Annotated in this window: 19 protein-coding genes; 8 read left to right on the top strand and 11 right to left on the bottom strand. The window is 69.6% G+C overall.

Going from position 1 to position 19671, the window contains the following annotated elements:
• Positions 1 to 185: 185 nt before the first annotated feature.
• From ASF94_RS18300 to ASF94_RS18280, 5 genes are all read right to left on the bottom strand, one after another.
• Positions 186 to 806: a phosphoadenosine phosphosulfate reductase family protein gene (locus ASF94_RS18300; RefSeq protein WP_056669867.1), complete on the bottom strand. Its 621-nt coding sequence runs from the start codon at positions 804 to 806 to the stop codon at positions 186 to 188.
• Positions 807 to 948: 142 nt separating this feature from the next.
• Positions 949 to 1644, bottom strand: coding sequence for an ABC-type transport auxiliary lipoprotein family protein (locus tag ASF94_RS18295; RefSeq protein WP_235505427.1), 696 nt, complete (start codon positions 1642 to 1644; stop codon positions 949 to 951).
• Positions 1645 to 1733: 89 nt separating this feature from the next.
• A complete protein-coding gene (locus tag ASF94_RS18290; RefSeq protein ID WP_056669862.1) occupies positions 1734 to 2720 on the bottom strand; it encodes an MlaD family protein in 987 nt (328 codons plus the stop codon).
• Positions 2720 to 3613, bottom strand: a complete 894-nt coding sequence (locus tag ASF94_RS18285; protein WP_082493405.1) for an ABC transporter ATP-binding protein — start codon at positions 3611 to 3613, stop codon at positions 2720 to 2722. Before ASF94_RS18285 ends, ASF94_RS18290 begins: the two co-directional genes overlap by 1 nt.
• Positions 3614 to 3623: 10 nt before the next feature.
• A complete protein-coding gene (locus ASF94_RS18280) occupies positions 3624 to 4748 on the bottom strand; it encodes an ABC transporter permease (RefSeq protein WP_056669859.1) in 1125 nt (374 codons plus the stop codon).
• 315 nt (positions 4749 to 5063) lie between these two features.
• On the opposite strand from ASF94_RS18280, the gene ASF94_RS18275 reads away from it, so the two are divergent.
• A complete protein-coding gene (locus ASF94_RS18275) occupies positions 5064 to 6749 on the top strand; it encodes a GMC family oxidoreductase (protein WP_056669856.1) in 1686 nt (561 codons plus the stop codon).
• Between the two features lie 88 nt (positions 6750 to 6837).
• Here the strand turns inward: ASF94_RS18275 and ASF94_RS18270 are convergent, their stop codons facing one another.
• Together ASF94_RS18270 and ASF94_RS18265 are read right to left on the bottom strand one after the other, a co-directional pair.
• Entirely contained in the window at positions 6838 to 7149 is a 312-nt protein-coding gene (locus ASF94_RS18270) for a hypothetical protein (protein ID WP_056669851.1), read from the bottom strand.
• Positions 7150 to 7180: 31 nt separating this feature from the next.
• Positions 7181 to 8560, bottom strand: coding sequence for an ammonium transporter (locus ASF94_RS18265; RefSeq protein ID WP_082493404.1), 1380 nt, complete (start codon positions 8558 to 8560; stop codon positions 7181 to 7183).
• A 456-nt stretch (positions 8561 to 9016) separates the two neighbouring features.
• Here ASF94_RS18265 and ASF94_RS18260 point away from each other — a divergent pair, with 456 nt between their 5' ends.
• The 6 genes from ASF94_RS18260 (at position 9017) to ASF94_RS18235 (ending at position 14361) form a co-directional block, all read left to right on the top strand.
• Entirely contained in the window at positions 9017 to 9775 is a 759-nt protein-coding gene (locus tag ASF94_RS18260) for a TSUP family transporter (RefSeq protein WP_056669846.1), read from the top strand.
• 37 nt (positions 9776 to 9812) lie between these two features.
• Complete coding sequence (gene rocF, locus ASF94_RS18255; protein ID WP_056669844.1) at positions 9813 to 10739, top strand: arginase; 927 nt, start codon at positions 9813 to 9815, stop codon at positions 10737 to 10739.
• A gap of 193 nt (positions 10740 to 10932) precedes the next feature.
• Positions 10933 to 11697, top strand: coding sequence for an ABC transporter substrate-binding protein (locus ASF94_RS18250; RefSeq protein WP_056669841.1), 765 nt, complete (start codon positions 10933 to 10935; stop codon positions 11695 to 11697).
• Positions 11698 to 11763: 66 nt separating this feature from the next.
• The gene (locus ASF94_RS18245) at positions 11764 to 12546 is read left to right on the top strand and encodes an amino acid ABC transporter permease (protein ID WP_056669837.1); all 783 of its coding nucleotides are present in this window, start codon (positions 11764 to 11766) and stop codon (positions 12544 to 12546) included.
• Positions 12547 to 13290 (top strand): amino acid ABC transporter ATP-binding protein, encoded by a 744-nt coding sequence (locus ASF94_RS18240; protein WP_056669834.1) that lies wholly within the window; start codon positions 12547 to 12549, stop codon positions 13288 to 13290. It begins immediately after the preceding gene.
• A gap of 183 nt (positions 13291 to 13473) precedes the next feature.
• Complete coding sequence (locus ASF94_RS18235) at positions 13474 to 14361, top strand: DMT family transporter (RefSeq protein WP_056669831.1); 888 nt, start codon at positions 13474 to 13476, stop codon at positions 14359 to 14361.
• Positions 14362 to 14465: 104 nt separating this feature from the next.
• Here the strand turns inward: ASF94_RS18235 and mrdA are convergent, their stop codons facing one another.
• The 4 genes from mrdA to ASF94_RS18215 form a co-directional block, all read right to left on the bottom strand.
• On the bottom strand, positions 14466 to 16406 hold the full coding sequence (gene mrdA, locus ASF94_RS18230) for a penicillin-binding protein 2 (RefSeq protein WP_056669828.1): 1941 nt from the start codon (positions 16404 to 16406) through the stop codon (positions 14466 to 14468).
• Positions 16407 to 16485: 79 nt separating this feature from the next.
• A complete protein-coding gene (mreD, locus tag ASF94_RS18225) occupies positions 16486 to 17004 on the bottom strand; it encodes a rod shape-determining protein MreD (RefSeq protein ID WP_056669825.1) in 519 nt (172 codons plus the stop codon).
• A complete protein-coding gene (mreC, locus tag ASF94_RS18220; RefSeq protein WP_056669821.1) occupies positions 17001 to 17918 on the bottom strand; it encodes a rod shape-determining protein MreC in 918 nt (305 codons plus the stop codon). Before mreC ends, mreD begins: the two co-directional genes overlap by 4 nt.
• A 195-nt stretch (positions 17919 to 18113) precedes the next feature.
• Positions 18114 to 19157 carry a rod shape-determining protein gene (locus ASF94_RS18215; protein ID WP_056669819.1) on the bottom strand — a complete coding sequence of 348 codons (1044 nt, stop codon included), beginning with the start codon at positions 19155 to 19157 and terminating at the stop codon, positions 18114 to 18116.
• A gap of 206 nt (positions 19158 to 19363) precedes the next feature.
• Between ASF94_RS18215 and gatC the strand changes: the two genes are divergently transcribed.
• On the top strand, positions 19364 to 19663 hold the full coding sequence (gatC, locus tag ASF94_RS18210; protein ID WP_056669816.1) for an Asp-tRNA(Asn)/Glu-tRNA(Gln) amidotransferase subunit GatC: 300 nt from the start codon (positions 19364 to 19366) through the stop codon (positions 19661 to 19663).
• Positions 19664 to 19671 lie beyond the last annotated feature (8 nt).

The raw sequence follows: 19671 nt of genomic DNA, 5'->3' as shown, positions 1-19671 counted from the left end.
GCTTCCTCCGCTTCCCCGACATAGGGAAGCACGGGTCTGGACGCGATGCACGCACTGTAGAAGTGCGCTCGAAAGAGGAGCGTAGGTGCGGTCACGCAGCCGGCGTCAGTTCAAGCCTACGGATAAGGCAGGCACAAAAAAGGCGTGCCCGCGGCACGCCTTCAGGAACCCGCCGGACCGGCGATTCAATGCGACAGGTGCAGTCCGCACTCGCGGTTGTCTTCGCCCTTGGTCGGATCGACGTAGTCGAAGTTGTTGGGCAGGCCGTGGGCCTGCAGGTATTCGTACAGCTCCTTGGAAGACCAGTGCAGCAGCGGCGCCACCTTGACGAGTCCGTCCGGGTTGATGCTCACCGGGTCCATCTGCGCGCGCACCGCCGTGTCGGTGGCCCGCAGTGCCGTGAACCACACCTGCGGCGCGGTTTCGCGCAACGCCCGCGCGAAGGGTTCGAGCTTCACCTCTTCGGTGAAGGCCGCGTGGCGCGGATCGTCCAGCGCGGGCACCGGGCCTTCCACCGCCTCGCGGTGCGCGCGCGAGCGGCGGGGCAGATAGATGCTCAGGTTCAGCCCCAGCTGCCTGGTCACGTCGTCGGCGAAGCGGTAGGTGGCTTCCGTGTTGTAGCCGTTGTCCATCCACACCACGGGGATGTCGGGCCGGGCACGGGTGCAGAGGTGCAGGATCACCGCCTCGAAGGGGCGGAAATTGGTGGTCACGATGGCCGGGCGGCCCAGGCCGATGGCCCAGTCCACCAGGCCCTGCGCATCGCGGCCCAGGGTGGCGTTGATGTGTGCGAGATCGATGCTCATTGGAAAGACTCCCGAAGATGCAGAAGGCGGGCCACCGGGGGGCGGCCAGGACTCCGGGATTGTGACCGGCTCGCGAGGCCCTTGCCGCCAAGGCGCCATTGCCGGACGACGGCGCCCCGAGGGTGGACGCCGCTGCGGACGTTCAGCGGCCCAGCTGCTCCAGCCACTGCTCCACGTCGGCCGCGGCCTGCGCCGTGGCTTCGGCCAGCGCCCGCGTGCCGCCGACCGCGTCGGCCGTGGCGGCGGGGCGTTGCACGGTGAAGACGCGCTGCGCGACGAGCTTCTCGCCGGCCGTGGTCGATTCACCCAGCGAGATGCGCAGCCGCACCAACCCGCCGCTGCTGGCGGGGGCGCTGAAGACCTGGCTGAATTCCTCCAGCTGCACGCGCACCACCAGCGGCGGGCGGCCATCGTCCAGCAGCTGGGCGATGCCTTCCTCGCCCAGCAGCACGGCGCGGCGCTGGCCCATCTGGTCGCGCAGGGCCTGCTGCACCAGCTGCGCGGGCGGCTGGCTCCAGCGGGCCTGGGTGTAGGGGCGCAGGTGCTGGGCGTTGGCATAGGCCAGGCGGTACAGCACGGCCGTGCTGCCTTCCGGCACGCCGGTGGTGGCGACCTCGGCCAGCGCCACCGGTACCCGCATGCCGGTGCTGGCCGGGGCGCTGCCGGGCGTCAGCGTGGCCTGCGCGGCCTGGCCCGCAGGGGCGGCGGCGTTCGGCTGGAAAACGGTCAGCCCGGGCCCGAAGTCGTACACCTCCGCCCGGGTGGGCGGCGTGGGCAGCACGGAGCAGCCGGCCAGTGCCGCCGCAAGACACAAGCCGATGATGCCTCCAGTGCCCATTCCATCAGCGCGACCTGCTCTGTTTTTGATAGTAAGCATGCGGGTTGACTCCACTCTCGGGAAAGTTGCGTTCTGCTGCCGGCCGGGCTTCACGGCGCAGGTGCCAGGCGGGTCGGCGGCACGAAGCCGGGTTCGCCCGGGCCGGCCGAGGCACTGCCGTTGCCGTAGATGAGCGACTGCGGGTTGTCGCTGATGCCGCTGGCTGTGCGGCCCAGTCGGCGCGCGGCGCGGGCGGCTTCGTCGGCCGCGTTGTTCAGGCGCGGCAGCGACACCCGGCCGAAGCGGTCGGCCGCGTCGGACAGCGACTGCGAGCTGTCGGCGATCTTGTCGATCGGCCCGCCCTCCACGCTCAGCTTGGCGACGGCGCTGCGCACCTCGCCCGCGGCGGCGGCGGCGTTGTCACCCGCCGTGCGCAGGGACTGCAGCGTGGCACGGGCGTCCTGCGCCACCGCCGGCACGGTGGCCAGCGCCGGGTCGAGCTTGGTGGCGACGGTGTTGTCGATGCGCTGCACCAGCGTGTTGGCGCTGCCGGCGGCCTTGGCCAGGTTGTCCAGCGTCAGCGCCAGGCGCGCCTGGTTCTCGTCGCCCAGCAGCTTGTTGATGCGCTCGGTGGCCTCCTGCACTTGCGCGAGGATGGCGGGCCCCTGCTCGGCGATCTGGCTGAAGGAGGAGCTTTTCAGCGTCAGGCGCGGCAGGCCGCTGTCACCGGGGGGCGGCGGCTGGATGGGCGCGTCGGCATCGTCGAGCTGGATGTGCGCCAGGCCCGTGACGCCCTGGTAGCCCAGCTGGGCGAAGGTGGTCGGCGAGATGGGGGCCGATTCGTTCACGGCGATGCGGATCAGCACGTTGCCCGCCATCTTGGGGTCGAAGCCGATGCGCGTAACCTTGCCCACGGCGACGCCCTTGTAGCGCACGGCCGCCTCCGGCTGCAGGCCGCTGACGCTGTCCTTGCTGGACAGCTCATAGAGCGTGTAGTCGGTGCGGTCGCGCGTGAGCCACAGGCCCAGGCCGGCCAGCAGCGCCGCCACGACCACCACGAAGATGCCCGCTGCGAGTGCATGTGACTTGTTTTCCATCAGTCGTCCTTGGAAGTGTCTGGCGATGCGGGTGCCGCCACGGGCGCCGGGGCCATGGCGCGCCGGCCGCGTTCGCCGAGAAAGAATTGGTGGATGAAGGGATGGTCGACCTGCGCCACCTCCTGCGGCGTGCCGCTGGCGATCACGCGCTTTTCCGCCAGCACGGCCACGCGGGTGGAGAGCGCGAAGATCGTGTCCAGGTCGTGCGTGACCATGATCACGGTGAGCCCGAGCGAGGCGTGCAGCTCGCGCAGCAGCTCGCAGAAGTCGTCGGAGCTGTTCGGGTCGAGCCCGGCGGTGGGCTCGTCCAGGATCAAGAGCGGCGGGTCCATGATGAGCGCGCGCGCCAGCGCCACGCGCTTGATCATGCCGCCCGACAGATCGGCCGGCATGCGGGTGGCGTGCTCGGGCTTGAGGCCCACCATCTGCAGCTTGACCATGGCCGCATCGCACACCAGCCGCTGGGGCAGCGTGCCCTGCTCGCGCAGCGCGAAGGCGATGTTGTCGCGCACGTTGAAGGCCGAAAACAGCGCACCCTGCTGGAACAGCATGCCCACCCGGCTGGCCGCGCCCCGGGCGGTGAGCCGCGCCGCGGGCTCCCCCAGCACGGTGACGCTGCCCTCGGTGGGCTGCGTCAGCCCGAGGATGTGCCGCATCAGCACCGTCTTGCCGGTGCCCGAGCCGCCGACCACCGAGAGGATCTCGCCGCGCTGCACGGTGAGGTCCAGGTTCTTGTGCACGGTGAAGGCTTCGTCGCCCTTGCCGAACACGGTGGCCAGGCCCTTGACCTCGACCACGGCCGGCGCATCGGCGGGCGGCGGCGCGGGCGCGGCCGTGGCCGGACCGGGGGCCGGATCGGGAATGGGGTGGGACAGGCGGGCGTCGTCGGTCATGGCGTCTGGCTCAGATCCCGAGGTTCTTGAAGCCGATGGCGAAGAGCGCATCCACCACGATGACCATGGTGATGGAGCTCACCACCGAGGCCGTCGTGCCCTGGCCCAGGCTCTGGGTGTTGGGCTTGACCCGCAGGCCCCAGTGGCAGCCGATGAGCGCGATGGCGACGCCGAACACGGCGGACTTGGCCATCGCCATCCACAGGTTGGACGGCGCCACGGCGGCCGGCAGCGCCTGCACGAAATAGGCGGGCGAGATGCCCATGGCGACGTCGGCCGCCAGCATGCCGCCGCCCAGCGCGGCCAGCGTGGTCCACAGCGCGATCAGCGGCATGGCGATGCCCAGCGCCACCGCGCGCGGCAGCACCAGCCGCAGGCCGTGGGCGATGCCCATGACGCGCATGGCGTCCAGCTCTTCGGTCACCCGCATCACGCCGATCTGCGCGGTGATGGCCGAGCCCGAGCGGCCGGCCACCAGGATGGCGCCCAGCATGGGGCCCAGTTCGCGGATCAGCGAGATGCCCAGGATGTTGACGATGAACGATTCCGCGCCGAACTGGCGCAGCTGCAGGCTCATCAGGTAGGCCAGCACCACGCCGATCAGGAAACCCACCAGCGCGGTGATGGGCAGCGCCGTGGCGCCCATGCTGTAGAGGTGGCCCGACACATCGCGCCAGGGCATGAGACGCGGGTTGCGCACGAGGCGCAGGAGGTCGATGACCAGCTGGCCGATCAGCGTGAGCAGGTCGCGGCCGTGGCCGACGCCGTGCATCACCTTGGCGCCGAGCGTGTCGACCTGCTCGGCGAGACTCCAGCGCTCGGCGGGCGCTTCCTCGGTGCTGAACTCCTCGATGCGCTGGAGGATGTCGCGTTGCGCATCGGTCAGCGCGATGCGCTCGGGCCAGTCGCGGCCCCAGTGGTTCCAGAGCAGCTGGGCGCCCACGTGGTCGAGCCAGTCCAGCTCGCGCAGGTCCCAGCCCAGGCCGGCGGCTGCCGGCGATTCGGCCAGCTGCGCGGAGAGCTTGCGCCAGCGGCGCCGCTCACCCAGCTCCGCCGCGCCCCAGCGCCCGTGCAGCACGGCGGACGGCCCTTCTGGCGCGTCGGTGCGGGTGATGCTGGGTTGGCGGTCGGTCATCGGTGCGGGATCGTAGCTGAGTGCAACAGCTTGCCACGTCAGCCAAAGTCGCGCGCCGCGCCGCCGGGGCGCCGGGCAGCGGCTCGCCGTGCCGGAGCTTGAAAAAACCATCACAAAAGGCCTGGGGCGACCGACCCATAAGCACTTAATGCTATTGAATTAATAGCAATACGCCATTCCCCTATCGACAGGCCAGCGGCGTTCCGCACAATGGCAGCGGCCAGGGCGCCCCTCGCCCGGCGCTCCGCCTGCCGCCCCATCTTTTCTTTCCGCCCGCCTTTTCCTTTCCGTCTTCCGCCCCCTCTTCCGCCCGCCATGAGCGACACCACTTTCGACTACATCATCATCGGCGGCGGCACGGCCGGCGCCCTGCTCTGCAACCGCCTGAGCTCGGGTGGGCGCTACCGCGTGCTGCTCGTCGAGGCCGGCCGCAAGGACGACTACCACTGGATCCACATCCCGGTCGGCTACCTCTACTGCATCGGCAACCCGCGCACCGACTGGCTCTACCACACCGAGCCCGAGGCCGGCCTGAACGGCCGCAGCCTGCGCTACCCGCGCGGCAAGACGCTGGGCGGCTGCAGCAGCATCAACGGCATGATCTACATGCGCGGCCAGGCGCGCGACTACGACCAGTGGGCCCAGGCCACCGGCGACGACACCTGGCGCTGGGACAACGTGCTGCCTGCCTTCCGCCGCCACGAAGACCACTGGCGCCTGGACAAACCGGACACCGCGAGCGAACGCTTCCGCCAGCTGCACGGCAGCAAGACCACCGGGGGACTGGGCGAATGGCGGGTGGAAAAGCAGCGCCTGCGCTGGGACGTGCTGGACGCCTTCGCACAGGCCGCGCAGCAGGCGGGCATTCCGGCCACCGACGATTTCAACGGCGGCGACAACGAGGGCGTGGGCTATTTCGAGGTCAACCAGAAGGCCGGCTGGCGCTGGAACACCGCCAAGGCCTTCTTGCGCCCCACCTGCTACGGCCGGCCCAACTTCGAGATGTGGACCGCCGCGCAAGCGACCCGGCTGCTGATCGAGACGCAAGGTGACGGCAGCCGCCGCTGCACCGGCGTGGAGGTGTGGACGGGCGACGAGATGGTGCAGGCCCATGCCATGCGCGAGGTGGTGCTGAGTGCCGGCGCCGTCAACTCCCCGCAGCTGCTGCAGCTCTCGGGCATCGGCCCGGCAGAGCTGCTCGCCCGGCACGGCATCGACGCGGTGGCCGACCTGCCCGGCGTGGGCGGCAACCTGCAGGACCACCTGCAGATCCGCGCGGTCTACAAGGTCAACCACGTGCCCACGCTCAACGTGCTGGCGGGCAGCTGGCTGGGCAAAGCGAAGATTGGCCTCGAATACGCCCTCAAGCGCAGCGGCCCGATGAGCATGGCGCCCTCGCAGCTGGGCGCCTTCACCCGCAGCAGCCCCAGCCAGCCCTACGCCAATCTGGAATATCACGTGCAGCCGCTGTCGCTGGAGGCTTTCGGCGAACCGCTGCATGCCTTCCCGGCGTTCACGGCCAGCGTGTGCAACCTGAACCCGACCAGCCGCGGCACGGTCCGCATCAAGAGCGCGGACTTCCGCCAGGGGCCGGCCATCGCGCCCAACTACCTCAGCACCCCCGAAGACCGCCAGGTGGCGGCCGACAGCCTGCGCGTCACGCGCCGCATCGCCGCCCAGCCGGCGCTGGCCCGCTACGAGCCCACCGAATGGAAGCCCGGCCCGCAGTACGAGAGCGACGAAGACCTGGCCCGGCTGGCGGGCGACATCGCCACCACCATCTTCCACCCGGTGGGCACCACCCGCATGGGACGGGACGGCGACCCGATGGCGGTGCTGGATTCGCGCCTGCGGGTGCGCGACGGGCGGGGCGGCACCATTGCGGGGCTGCGCGTGGTCGATGCGGGCGCCATGCCCACCATCACCAGCGGCAACACCAACTCGCCCACGCTGATGATGGCGGAGAAGGCGGCGGAGTGGATCCGCGCCGACGCGAGGTAGTCGGAGCGCCGAGACTGGCGGCAATGGCGGCAATGGCCGCAATGGCGGCAATGGTGGGAATGCCCGCCCGGACGGGCGCGCCGGCCGCTCAGCGGATGCCGCCCACGTAGCGGTCGGGCACCGGCGGCCGCTCCGGGGGCTGCGGCGCCAGGGCCTGCGCCAGCGGGCGCCGCGGGGCGGGCGCGGCGGCGGCCTGGTAGGTGGCCGCCTCCAGCTTGTCGGCCCATTCGTTCAGCTCGGGCAGGCCGTCGCTCTGGGCGCGCTCGCGGGAGAAGCGCACGATCTCGAGCGCATAGGCCCTGTCGGCGGCCATCCATTCGGTGTCGGTCACGCGCCCGGTCTTGCGGCGCAGCAGCACATGCAGATGGGCCGCGATGGCGAGTCGTTCACTGTGTCGCATGGAAGTCCTCTGGGATTGCGGCGGTGCGCGCTCAACCGCCGATGCGCTCGCGGTGCAGCGCCAGGTCCAGCCCGGCCAGCTCGTCGCGCTCGGGCACGCGCAGGCCCAGGGCGGCGTCCACCAGCCAGAGCAGCAGCGCCGTGCCCGCCAGGCTGAAAGCCATGACGGCGCCGACGCCCAGCGCCTGCGTGACCACGCTGCCGCTGACGCCGCCGATGCGCGGGTCGGCCAGCAGGCCGGTGAGCAACGAACCGACGATGCCGCCGATGCCGTGCACGCCGAAGACGTCGAGCGAATCGTCCACGCGCAGCAGCCGCTTGATGCCGGTCGCGCCCCAGTAGCAGGCCAGCCCCGCCGCCAGGCCGATGCACAGCGCCGACAGCGGCGTGACGAAGCCGGCGGCCGGCGTGATGGCGACCAGCCCGCCGACGAGGCCGGAGCACAGCCCCAGCAGCGACGCACGGCCGCGCAGCAGCGCCTCGGTCAGCATCCACGACATGGCCCCCGCCGCGGCGGCGATGTGCGTCGTGACCATCGCCAGGCCCGCCCGGCCGTCCGCCGCCACGGCGGAGCCCGCATTGAAGCCGAACCAGCCCACCCAGAGCAGCGCCGCGCCCGCCATGGTGAAGCCGAGGTTGTAGGGCTCGAACGCCTCGCGCCCGTAGCCGCGGCGCGGGCCCAGGTACCAGGCGCAGGCCAGGCCCGCCATGCCGGCGTTGACGTGCACGACGGAGCCGCCCGCGAAGTCGAGCACCCCCATGCGCGCCAGCCAGCCGCCCGGCTCCCACACCCAATGTGCGATGGGCGTGTAGATGAGCGCGGACCAGAGCCCGATGAACACCAGCATGGCGGCGAAGCGCATGCGCTCGACGAAGGCGCCGACCACCAGCGCGGCGGTGATGACGGCGAAGGTGAGCTGGTACAGGGCGTACACGGACTCCGGGATGTGCGGTGCGATGTGGCTCACCGCGACCAGGCCACCCGCCAGGTCGAAGTCCAGCCCGCCGAAGCCGACCCGCGCCTGCCCGCCCCACCATGCGGAGCCGGGCGTGAAGGCCCACGAGTAGGTGCCCGCAAACCACAGCAGGCTGACCAGCGCAGCGATGGCCACCACGCAGGCCAGGGTGTTGAGCACGTTCTTGCGCCGCACCATGCCGGCATAGAAGAGCGCCACGCCCGGCAGCGTCATGAGCAGCACCAGCGCCGTGGCGGTCATCATCCAGGCGGTGTCCGCGCCGCTGAGCGACGACACCGTCACCAGCCCCGGCCGCACGAGTGCCGGCGCCGCGCTGGCGGCCGCCTCGGTCTGCGCCACCGCGGCGCCGATCCATGCGCTGCCCGCCAGTGCGGCCGTGCTTGCCGCCGCCTTCCGTGCCCTCGGTCCGATCAGCCGCCTTGCTGCCTGGTGCATTGGTATGACTCCGTGTGACAGCGGAGCCCTCGCATATCGCATGCCAAGAAGGGGCCGCGAACCTTTGCGGTGCGCGTTCGCCCCGTTTTCGGGACGTTGCGCGGCGCTTCGTGCCACCCGCCACCTGCGGGAAACCACTGATGCACCAGCGCAGTGCGCGCCGTTACAGTCCACGCACTCGATAGCGCGCCCCGGCGTGCAAGACGAGGGGACCGGGGAGACAACCCTAGCAACTCCAACAAGACATGACCCAAGCATCCCCTTGAGATGCATTCCTTTCCAAGGCGCCGGCGATCCCGGCGCCTTTTCTTTTTCCGGCGGGCCGGCTTCGACCAGTCCCGCCGGAACGCACTTCCCCCCAGCCGCCGGCGCGCCCCCCGCGCCCGTATGACGGACGCATGACGCTATTTATTTCATAGCAAATCGTCCGGACGGCGGTGCGACAATCGCCGCCCTATGGAATGGATCATTGTTTCGCTGGCCTCGCTGCTGGCCGGCTTCGTCGATGCCGTCGTGGGCGGCGGCGGACTGGTGCTGCTGCCCGCCCTGTTCGCCACCTTCCCCGCCGCTGCGCCCGCCACGCTGATGGGCACCAACAAGGGCACGGCTTTCTGGGGCACGGGCATCGCCACCTGGCAGTACAGCCGCCGCGTGCGGATTCCGTGGCAGGCCATGCTGCCGGCGGCAGCCACCGGCTTCGCGGGTGCCTTCGCCGGCGCGTGGACGGTGACCATCATCTCGGCCGACTTCCTGCGCCGGCTGCTGCCGCTCATCCTGCTGCTGGTGCTGATCTACACGCTAATCAAGAAGGAACTGGGCCGCGACCATGCGCCCCGGCTTGCCGGCCGGGCGGAGACCCTGGCGGCCTGCGGCATCGGGCTGGTGATCGGGTTCTACGACGGCTTCTTCGGGCCGGGCACGGGCAGCTTCTTCGTGTTCCTCTTCGTGCGGCTGCTTGGCTACGACTTCCTGAACGCCTCGGTGTCGGCCAAGCTGCTGAACCTGGCGACCAACGTCGCCGCGCTGATCCTCTTTGCCGCCAAGGGCCACGTGTGGTGGCACCTGGCGCTGCCGCTGGCCGTGGCCAACGTGGTGGGCAGCGTGCTGGGCGCGCACATGGCGCTCAAGCACGGCACCGGTTTCGTGCGCGGCATCTTCATCTTCGTCGTCAGCGCGTTGATCCTCAAGACCGGCTACGACGCCTTCCTGCGCTGATCCCGATCCACCCCTCCCTCGTTCACGGAGCCCGGCCATGCATGCACCGAATCCCACCCTCACCCTGATCGGCGCGCCGACCGACGTGGGCGCCAGCGTGCTGGGCGCCAGCATGGCGCCGGACGCGCTGCGCATCGCCGGCATCGCGCGTGCCCTGCGCGGGCGCGGCTTCGAGGTGATCGACCGGGGCAACCTGGCCGGCCCGGGCAACCCGCAGGCCCAGCCGGCCAGCGGGTTCCGGCACCTGGCCGAGGTGACGACCTGGAACGAAGCCGTCTACACCGCCGTGCTGGCCGACTTGGAAGCCGGCCACCTGCCGCTGATGATGGGCGGCGACCACTGCCTGGCCATCGGCTCCATCAGCGCGGCGGCCCAACACTGCCGCAACCACGGCCGGCGGTTGAAGGTGCTGTGGTTCGATGCGCATGCCGATGCCAACACGCCCGAATCCACGCCCAGCGGCAACCTGCACGGCATGCCGGTGGCCTGCCTGCTGGGCCACGGCCCGGCCGGACTGACGCGCCTGGCCGGCGTGCCGGCGCTCGAGGCCGGCCAGATCGGCCTGGTGGGCGTGCGCAGCGTGGACGACAGCGAAAAGGAATTCGTGCGCGAACACCGCATCGAGGTGTATGACATGCGCGCCATCGACGAGCTGGGCATGCGCGCCGTGATGGAGCGCGCGCTGGCCGACGTGGATGCCGACACCCACCTGCATGTGAGCTTCGACATGGACTGCCTGGACCCGTCGGTCGCGCCCGGCGTGGGCACGGCGGTGCGCGGCGGCCCGACCTACCGCGAAACGCAGCTGTGCATGGAGATGCTGGCCGACAGCGGCGCGCTGCGCTCTGCCGATCTGGTGGAGCTGAACCCGGCGCTCGACATCCGCAACCAGACGGCCGAACTGGCCGTGGACCTGCTGGAAAGCCTGTTCGGCAAATCCACGCTGATCCGGCGCAGGCACTGACCTTGCTTGACAGGCGCTCAGGGTTTGCGGCAGTGCCCCCCGGCAAGGCCGCATCCCTATAATGCGACCACTCCGTGACGCCGTCTCGAACCCCGAAGACGCCCCTCCACAAGCGCACGACAACGCTCCGGCTCGGTCCACCGCCCCAGCCGGATTTTTTGTACCTGGAACCATCCCCCCGCAGGAACAGCAGATGAAGATGCTCAAGACGATTGCCCTGGCCGTGGCCCTCTGTGCCGGCTTTTCCGTTCAGGCCCGCACGATCGACGCCATCAAGAAGGACGGCAAGATCATCATCGCCACCGAAGGGCAGTTCGCCCCGTTCAACTTCTTCCAGGGCACCAAGCTCACCGGCTTCGAGGTCGAAGTGGCCGAAGCCGTGGTCAAGAAGATGGGCCTGAAGCTGGAATGGAAGACGCTGGGCTTCGACGCCCTGCTGACCGGCCTGCCGCAAGACCGCTGGGATGTGGTGATCGCATCGCACGGCGTGACCGAGGAGCGCTCCAAGGCCGTCACCTTCGCCGACCCGCACTACTGCTCGGGCGGCATCATCGTCTCCATCGACGGCAAGACCCGCACCGCCGACGACCTGAAGGGCAAGGTCGTGGCCGTGCAGACCGGCACCAGCTACCTGGAGAACGTGCAGAAGCTGACCGGCGTGAAGGAAGTGAAGAACTTCCCGCAGGACACCGACGCCCAGCGCGCCCTGATCTCCAAGCGCGTGGACGCCTGGGTCAGCGACAAGTTCGTCGCCAAGGAAGCCGCGGCCAAGAACGCCAAGGCCGGCTACAAGATGGGCGACATGCTGTTCGTCGAGCGCATCGCTCCGGCCGTCACCAAGGGCAACACCGGCCTGGCCGAAGCCTGGAACAAGGCCTTCGCTGAAACCCTGGCCGATGGCAGCTACGCCGCCATCTCCAAGAAGTACTTCAACGAAGACGTGCGCTGCACGAAGTAAACGCCCCTGTAAGGACCTACCGGCGCCCGTAGCTCACGCTGCGGGCGCCGGCCTCATTTTCATCAAATGCTGACCGCAATCTGGCCCACGCAGTGGAGCCGCCAGCAACGCAGCAATGCCACGCTGGTCTCGGCCCTCGTCCTGATGGTGCTGGCCCTGTCCCTGCTGGGCTGGGCGCTCTCCTTTTTCCCTGAACCCATCGGCAACAACGCCCAGGCGTTTTCCGAAGGTGCCCGCACCACGCTGTGGCTGACCCTCGTCAGCGGCACCGTCGGGGTGGTGCTGGGCACGGCGGCGGCACTCGCCCGCACGGCGCGCTTCATCGGCCTGCGCTGGCTGGCGGGCTTCTATATCTGGGCCATTCGCGGCACGCCGCTGCTGGTGCAGATCCTGTTCGTCTACTTCGCGCTGCCGGTGCTGGTGCCGGGCGCCAACCTGCCCGACTTCGCCGCGGCCGTGGTGGCGCTGGGCCTGAACGTGGGCGCCTACAACGCCGAAGCCATTCGCGCCGGCCTGCTGGCCGTGCCGCGCGGCCAGACCGAAGCCGCCCGCGCGCTGGGGCTGTCGCGCACCTACGTGTTCTTCGACGTGGTGTTCCCGCAGGCGTTCAAGATCTCGCTGCCGCCCCTCGTCAGCAACTTCGTCGCGCTGCTGAAGGATTCGTCGCTGGCCTACGCCATCGGCGTGGTGGAGCTGACCAACGTGGGCAACCGCATCCAGTCGGCCACCTTCCAGCCCATCGCCACGCTGACCACCGTGGCCGTCACCTATCTGCTGCTGACCACGCTGGTCACGCAGGTGTCCAACGCCATCGAGCACCGCTTCGACGTGGAAGGACGGGTCAAGTAAATGAGCACCGGCAACCACTACATCGTCGTCGATCGGGTCTGCAAGGCGTTCGGCACGCACCAGGTGCTGAAGGAGGTCTCCACGGCCTTCAACACCGGCGAGGTCACGGTCATCATCGGCGCCTCCGGCTCGGGCAAGAGCACGTTGCTGCGCGCCATCAACCGGCTGGAGCCGCACGACAGCGGCACCATCACCATCGGCGGCGCCGAGGTGACGGACGACGAGCGCTCGCTGCAGCAGCAGCGCAGCGAGGTCGGCATGGTGTTCCAGCAGTTCAACCTGTTCGGCCACATGAGCGTGCTGGACAACGTGACGCTGGCGCCCCGCCGCATCCGCCGCACCCCGCGTGCCCAGGCCAACCAGAAGGCCATGGCCCTGCTGCGCCGCGTGGGCATGCAGGACCACGCGCTCAAGTACCCCTGGCAGCTGTCGGGCGGGCAGCAGCAGCGGGTGGCCATCGCCCGCGCCCTGGCCATGGAGCCCAAGGTGATGCTGTTCGACGAGCCCACTTCGGCGCTCGACCCCGAGATGGTGCAGGAAGTGCTGGACGTGATGCGCGAGCTGGCGCGCGGCGGCATGACCATGATCGTCGTCACGCACGAAATGGGGTTCGCGCGCGAGGTGGCCGACCGCGTGATGTTCTTCGACCAGGGCCGCATCGCCCACGACGCGCCGCCGGCCGAATTTTTCAGCAACCCGGCCAACGACCGAATCCGCGCCTTCATCGGCCGCATGAGCGCCTGAGAAGGGCCCTGCGGCGCTTGACGCCCCCGAATGCCCGTCCGCAGGGCATTTGCTCCTGAAATGTGAGCTGCTTGCGCTGGTCACACCAGGGTTTCATGTCCGATTCCCTTGAAAACCCTTGGCAGATCGGCGCCACCTGCTCCTCTTTTGATATCGCCGGCCTGCCCGGCACGAAACCAACGCATGCGTGCTGAACGCCGAGGCCTGCTGGCCCTGCTGCTGGTGACCCTGGTCTGGGGCACCACCTTTCCCGCCATGAAACTGCTGTCGGCGCAGCTCGACGCGCTGCAGCTGATCTGGCTGCGATTCGCCATCGCGCTGGTGGTGCTGGCGCCGCTCTGGCGCGGCATGCGCCGCCCCGAACTGCGCTGGGGCCTGCTGCTGGGCGGGCTGCTGTTCCTCGCGTTCTGGCTGCAGATCGAGGGCCTCGCGCGCACCAGCAGCAACCGCAATGCCTTCGTCACCGGCCTGAACGTGCTGGTGGTGCCGCTGCTGGCCATGGCCGTGCTGGGGCGCCGCTACGGCTGGATGCTGTGGGCCGCCTGCGTGCTGGCGCTGGGCGGCATGGTGCTGATGTTCCACGAGAACGAGCCCTGGAACCTGGGCGATACGCTGACCCTGGCCAGCACGCTGTTCTATGCCATCTACATCCTGACGCTGGAGGAATGCGCCCGCCGCACCGCGCACCAGCCGCTGCGTGCCACCCGCATGGCGGCGTCGCAGGCGCTGGTGATGTTTGCCGCGGCAGCGGTGCTGCTGCTGGCGCGCCACGGCGGGATGGCGTCGTCGGTCGCCACGCTCGCCGCCCTGCCTGCTGCGTCGTGGGCGGCGCTGGTCTACCTGGGCGTGGTCGCCAGCGTGCTGGTGGTGACGTTGCAGGCCTGGGGCCAGCAGCGGGTGGACGCCATGCGCAGCGCCATCGTGTTCGGGCTGGAGCCGGTGTTCGCCGCTCTGACGGCCTGGTGGCTGATCGACGAGCGCCTGGGCGGGGCCGGCATTGCGGGCGCGGCGCTGATCGTGCTGGCGCTGGTGGTCAGCCAGTGGCAGCCGCCACGGCGCATCGGCGCCTGAGCAGGTCGATGGGGCCATGTCGCCGGCCCCCCGCACCTGACGGAGGCCGGGGGCCAGCCAGAAGCGACCGGCTGGACCGGCGAACCAGCGGTCCGTAGATTCCGTCAGCGGGTGGCGACGGGAATGTCCGCCGCGCGGCGCGGCGTGCCGATGGGCGCGCTGGCCTGGCCCTTGACCACGGCAGCCAGGTCCTGTTCGCTCGGGTAGTCGCCCAGCAGCCAGTAGTCGAACACCCGGCGCGCGATGGGCGCTGCCGCAGCGGCGCCGAAACCGGCGTTCTCCACGATCAGCGCGACGGCCACCTGGGGGTTTTCGGCGGGCGCGAAGGCGGCGAACAGGGAATGGTCGCGCTGGTGCTCTTCCAGCGCGCGGGCGTTGTACTTCACGTTCTGGCCCAGGCTCACCGCCTGCGCCGTGCCGGTCTTGCCGCCGGAGGTGTAGGGCGCGCCCGCGAACACGCGCGTGCCGGTGCCGCCCTTGTTCACCGCCACCAGGGCGTTGCGCACGATGTCCACGTTCTTCTGCGAATACCCCAGGCGCTCGCCGGGCGGCTGCTGCACTTCGGTCACCTGGCCGGTGACGGTGTCGCGGATGGCCTTGATCAGGTGCGGCTTGTAGCGGGTGCCGCCGTTGGCGAGCGTGGCTTCGGCCACCGCCAGCTGCAGCATGGTGAAGTTGTTGTAGCCCTGGCCGATGCCGAGCGAGACGGTTTCGCCCGAATACCAGCGCCGCGCCTCGGGCCGCTTGTAGGTGTTGCGCTTCCACTCGGTGCTGGGCAGCACGCCGCGCACCTCGCCCCCCAGGTCGATGCCGGTGATCTGGCCGAAGCCCAGCGGCTTCATGAAGTCGTGGATCGTGTCGACGCCCATCTCCACCGCCAGCGAATAGAAGTAGGTGTTGCTGGAGAACTGGATGGCGCGGTGCATGTCCACCCCGCCCAGGCCGCCTTCGTGGCTGCGGAAGGTGCGGCCGCCGTAGTTGAAGAAGCCCGGATCGTTGTAGACCTGCGATGCCGGCCGCTTGCCGAGTTCGAGCGCCGCCAGCGCCATGAAGGGCTTGTAGGTCGAGCCGGGCGGGTAGGTGCCGCGCAGCGCGCGGTTGAGCAGCGGCTTGTCGATGGACTCGTTGAGCGCCTGCCAGTTCTCGGTGTCGATGCCTTCGACGAACAGGTTGGGGTCGAAGGTGGGCTTGCTGACCAGCGCCAGGACCTCGCCGTTGCGCGGGTCGATGGCCACCAGCGCGCCGCGGCGGTCGCCGAACATGTCTTCCACCAGCTTCTGCAGCTTGATGTCGATGGACAGCATCACCGTGTTGCCGGGCGTCGCCGGGTGGCTGGCCAGGCGCCGCACGGCATGGCCGCCGGCCGAGGTCTCCATGCGCTCCACGCCGGTCTGGCCATGCAGCGTGGTCTCGAAGCTCTGCTCCACGCCGAGCTTGCCGATGTGCTCGGTGCCGCGGTAGTTGGCCGCGTCTTCCGAATCGTCGATGCGTTCCTTCTCGCGCTGGTTGATGCGGCCGATGTAGCCGATGGCGTGGCTCGCGACCTCGCCCAGCGGGTAGTTGCGAAAGAGGCGCGCCTTGATGTCCACGCCCGGGAAGCGGTAGCGCTGCGCGGTGAAGCGCGCCACCTCCTCGTCGGTGAGCCGGGTGCGCAGGGGCAGCGACTCGAAGCTGCGCGCATCCTCCATCAGCCGCTTGAAGCGGCGGCGGTCGCGCTGGTGCACCTCCACCACCTTCGACAGCTCGTCGATGGTGGCCTCCAGATCGTCCACCTTCGACGGCGTGATCTCCAGCGTGTAGGCCGAATAGTTGGTCGCCAGCACCACGCCGTTGCGGTCCATGATCTGGCCGCGGTTGGGCACGATGGGCACCACGGCCGTGCGGTTGCTCTCCGCCTGGGCGGCCAGGTCGTCGTGCCGGGCCACCTGCAGCACCAGCAGGCGCGAGACGATCAGGCAGAAGGCGAGGAACACGACCAGCCCCACTACCACCACGCGCAGCCGGAAGCGCGAGGCGTCGGCTTCGTTGTTGCGCAGCTCGGTCATGGGCGCACCCCGCCCCCGGGCACCGGCCTGGCCGTCACGTTCGTCCCGATCGCCGTCGCGCGCACTCTCGACCCCACCCTCACAGCGGCCGGTTTTCGTCGCGGTCGGGCGGGCGCCGCTGGGGCGCCAGCAGCACCCAGCTGGCCAGCGGCCAGAGCGCGGCTTCCAGCACCGGTGCCGCCAGGCCCTCGATGCCGGGCACGATGCCACCCGCCAGCAGGCGGACCAGCAGTTCGATGGCGTGGGCTACCACGAAGAGCGGCAGTACCTGCAGCGCCTGCGAAGGCACGCTGAACCACAGCAGGCGGCGGTGCGCGAAGATGGCGCCGTACATCAGCGCGGTATAGGCCAGGGCGTGCTGGCCCATCAGCGCGGCCTGGTAGACGTCCATGCAGATCCCCATGGCGAAAGCCACGCCCATGCCCACGCGCTGGGGCTGGTGCACGCCCCAGAACACCAGCAGCACCATGACCAGGTCGGGCGTCCAGACCACGCGGCCCAGCGGCAGCATGTTGAAGGCCAGCGCGGCGATCAGGCTGAGGGCGATGAAGAGCGGGCGGGCCGGCATCAGCAGCGGCTGGCCCTTGGGCATGATCATCGGCGGCCCTTCCGTTTCACAGGGGTTTCGGCCGGCGCAGGCTTAGGCGGCAGCTCGGCCGAGAGCGGCTTGAGCACCATCACGTGGCGGGCGCCCTGCATCTGGGCGAGCGGCGCGCAGTAGATGCGCGCGAAGGCGGAATCGGCCCGGCGCTCCACGCCGACGACGCGCGCCACCGGCATGCCCGGGGGATAGAGCCCGTCCACCCCGCTGGTGGTGAGCAGGTCGCCCTCCTGCACGTCGGCGTTGCCGGGCATGAAGCGCAGTTCGATCCCGCCGCCGTGGGCCGCAATGGGGTCGCCGTAGGCCACGCTGCGCGCCCCGGTGCGGATGTTCATCACGGGAATGGCCTGGTCGCGGTCGATGAGCAGGGTGACCTCGCTCAGGAAGGGGTGCACGCGGGTCACCTGGCCCAGCACGCCCGATTCGTCGAGCACGGGCGAGCCGAGCTCCACACCGGCCGTCTGGCCCCGGTCGATCATCACGCGGCGGGTGTAGGGGTCGGCGGTGTCGTAGATCACCTGCGCGGCCTGGGCCGGGGTGGTGAGGCGCTCGCGCAGCTCCAGCAGCTTGCGCAGGCGGGCGTTTTCCTGCTCGAGGTCTTCGGCCTGGTTCACGCGCTGCGACAGCTGGGCCATCTTGCGCTGGGCCTCGTCACGGCTTTGCTCGGCGGCTTCCAGCGACTGGAAGTAGCCCGCGCCCCGCCCGGCGAACTGCACGGGCTGCAGCACCGCCCACTGCAGCGGGTAGAGCGCGGTGGAGACGGCCTTGCGCAGCGGCTCGGTGACGCCGAAACGCGCGTCGGCCACCATCAAAAACAGCGCCAGGGCGCTGTAGAGAACAAGGCGGGAAAGCGGCGACGGCCCTTGCCGGAAGAAGGACGGCGCAGACCGTTCCAGGGTTCCCAGAGGCATCGGAGGAATCGTGTGGTACCGACGGCGCCGCGCGCCGTCACGCCGTCAGAACGCCAACGCCGGCAGCGCCACCGCCAGCAGACGCCGTGGAACGGGCTTGGCCCGGCCATTGGCGTTGCCCCCCTTCCCGCGTCGCCAAGCGATGCGGGAGAGTAGGCAAGGCGCGAAGCGCCTCAGGGGGTTGGCGCCGCTCCATCACTCGCTGGTGAAGATGCTGCCCTGGCGGTCCATGCGCTCCAGGGCGATGCCGCAGCCGCGCACCACGCAGGTCAGCGGGTCTTCGGCCACCAGCACGGGCAGGCCGGTTTCCTCGGCCAGCAGGCGGTCCAGGTCGCGCAGCAGCGCACCGCCGCCGGTCAGCATCATGCCGCGCTCGGCGATGTCGGCGCCCAGCTCGGGGGGCGTCTGTTCCAGGGCGTTCTTGACGGCCGAGACGATCTGATTGAGCGGATCGGTCAGGGCTTCCAGCACTTCGTTGCTGGAGATGGTGAAGCTGCGCGGCACGCCTTCGGACAGGTTGCGGCCCTTGACTTCCATTTCGCGCACTTCGGAGCCGGGGAACGCCGAGCCGATGCTCTTCTTGATGGCTTCGGCCGTGGGCTCACCGATCAGCATGCCGTAGTTGCGGCGGATGTAGTTGATGATGGCTTCGTCGAACTTGTCGCCGCCCACGCGGACGCTGCCCTTGTAGACCATGCCGCCCAGCGAGATCACGCCGACCTCGGTGGTGCCGCCGCCGATGTCGACCACCATGGAGCCGGAGGCTTCCGACACCGGCAGGCCGGCGCCGATGCCGGCGGCCATGGGTTCCTCGATCAGGTAGACGGCGGTGGCGCCGGCGGCCTCGGCCGCGTCCTTGATGGCGCGGCGCTCGACCTGGGTCGAGCCGCAGGGCACGCAGATGATGATGCGCGGGCTGGGCGTGAGCAGCGTGCGCGGATGCACCATCTTGATGAACTGCTTGATCATCTGCTCGGTGATCACGAAGTCGGCGATCACACCGTCCTTCATCGGGCGGATCGCCTCGATGTTGCCGGGCACCTTGCCCAGCATGGCCTTGGCTTCGCGGCCCACCGCCTGGATGACCTTCTTGCCGTGCGGGCCGCCTTCATGGCGGATGGCGACCACGGAGGGTTCGTCCAGCACGATGCCCTTGTCGCGGGCGAAGATCAGGGTGTTGGCGGTGCCAAGGTCGATGGCAAGGTCGGTGGAGAAGTACCGACGAAAGGCTCCGAACATTCAATATTCCTCTTGGGCACGGCATGCGCGTCGGCCTGCCATCGCCGGGTTTTAGGGTGTGTTTGTGGACTTTTTTCGCACAATGACCGGCGTTGGAGAGGCGATTGCGGCAAAGGCGGGATAATACCGCATCCCCTGTGAATAACTCTCCATGGCGCGACCCGGAATTGGGCTTTACATCCGGTTGCTCGCCCCTTTTCCTCTCTATGGCACTGACACCCCAGGACATCGGCCGCATCGCCAATCTGGCACGGCTCGAACTGAGCCCCGCAGACAGCGAGCGCATGCTCTCCCAGCTCAACGGCTTCTTCGGCATCGTCGAGAAGATGCGGGCGGTGGACACCACCGGCATCACCCCGCTGCCCCACCCGATCGCCGCCATCCAGGAAGTGGCGCTGCGCCTGCGCGACGACGTGGCCAGCGAGCCCGACCTGCGCGAGGCCAACCAGCAGAGCGCCCCTGCCGTCGAGCGCGGGCTGTTCCTGGTGCCCAAGGTCATCGAGTGAGGACGCAC

The sequence above is a fragment of the Acidovorax sp. Leaf160 genome, assembly GCF_001424265.1.
Lineage (GTDB): Bacteria > Pseudomonadota > Gammaproteobacteria > Burkholderiales > Burkholderiaceae_C > Paracidovorax.
The sequence above is the reverse complement of the archived record's forward strand: the minus strand, read 5'-3'. Positions and strand labels throughout refer to the sequence as shown.

Excerpts from the sequence above, each read along its gene's own strand:
- ASF94_RS18270 (WP_056669851.1), bottom strand. The coding sequence starts at position 7,149 with ATGCGACACAGTGAACGACTCGCCATCGCGGCCCATCTGCATGTGCTG.
- ASF94_RS18285 (WP_082493405.1), bottom strand. The coding sequence starts at position 3,613 with ATGACCGACGACGCCCGCCTGTCCCACCCCATTCCCGATCCGGCCCCC.
- ASF94_RS18265 (WP_082493404.1), bottom strand. The coding sequence starts at position 8,560 with ATGCACCAGGCAGCAAGGCGGCTGATCGGACCGAGGGCACGGAAGGCG.
- ASF94_RS18260 (WP_056669846.1), top strand. The coding sequence starts at position 9,017 with ATGGAATGGATCATTGTTTCGCTGGCCTCGCTGCTGGCCGGCTTCGTC.
- rocF (WP_056669844.1), top strand. The coding sequence starts at position 9,813 with ATGCATGCACCGAATCCCACCCTCACCCTGATCGGCGCGCCGACCGAC.
- ASF94_RS18245 (WP_056669837.1), top strand. The coding sequence starts at position 11,764 with ATGCTGACCGCAATCTGGCCCACGCAGTGGAGCCGCCAGCAACGCAGC.
- gatC (WP_056669816.1), top strand. The coding sequence starts at position 19,364 with ATGGCACTGACACCCCAGGACATCGGCCGCATCGCCAATCTGGCACGG.
- ASF94_RS18250 (WP_056669841.1), top strand. The coding sequence starts at position 10,933 with ATGAAGATGCTCAAGACGATTGCCCTGGCCGTGGCCCTCTGTGCCGGC.
- ASF94_RS18215 (WP_056669819.1), bottom strand. The coding sequence starts at position 19,157 with ATGTTCGGAGCCTTTCGTCGGTACTTCTCCACCGACCTTGCCATCGAC.
- ASF94_RS18300 (WP_056669867.1), bottom strand. The coding sequence starts at position 806 with ATGAGCATCGATCTCGCACACATCAACGCCACCCTGGGCCGCGATGCG.
- mreC (WP_056669821.1), bottom strand. The coding sequence starts at position 17,918 with ATGCCTCTGGGAACCCTGGAACGGTCTGCGCCGTCCTTCTTCCGGCAA.
- ASF94_RS18290 (WP_056669862.1), bottom strand. The coding sequence starts at position 2,720 with ATGGAAAACAAGTCACATGCACTCGCAGCGGGCATCTTCGTGGTGGTC.
- ASF94_RS18240 (WP_056669834.1), top strand. The coding sequence starts at position 12,547 with ATGAGCACCGGCAACCACTACATCGTCGTCGATCGGGTCTGCAAGGCG.
- mrdA (WP_056669828.1), bottom strand. The coding sequence starts at position 16,406 with ATGACCGAGCTGCGCAACAACGAAGCCGACGCCTCGCGCTTCCGGCTG.
- mreD (WP_056669825.1), bottom strand. The coding sequence starts at position 17,004 with ATGATCATGCCCAAGGGCCAGCCGCTGCTGATGCCGGCCCGCCCGCTC.
- ASF94_RS18295 (WP_235505427.1), bottom strand. The coding sequence starts at position 1,644 with ATGGGCACTGGAGGCATCATCGGCTTGTGTCTTGCGGCGGCACTGGCC.
- ASF94_RS18275 (WP_056669856.1), top strand. The coding sequence starts at position 5,064 with ATGAGCGACACCACTTTCGACTACATCATCATCGGCGGCGGCACGGCC.
- ASF94_RS18235 (WP_056669831.1), top strand. The coding sequence starts at position 13,474 with ATGCGTGCTGAACGCCGAGGCCTGCTGGCCCTGCTGCTGGTGACCCTG.
- ASF94_RS18280 (WP_056669859.1), bottom strand. The coding sequence starts at position 4,748 with ATGACCGACCGCCAACCCAGCATCACCCGCACCGACGCGCCAGAAGGG.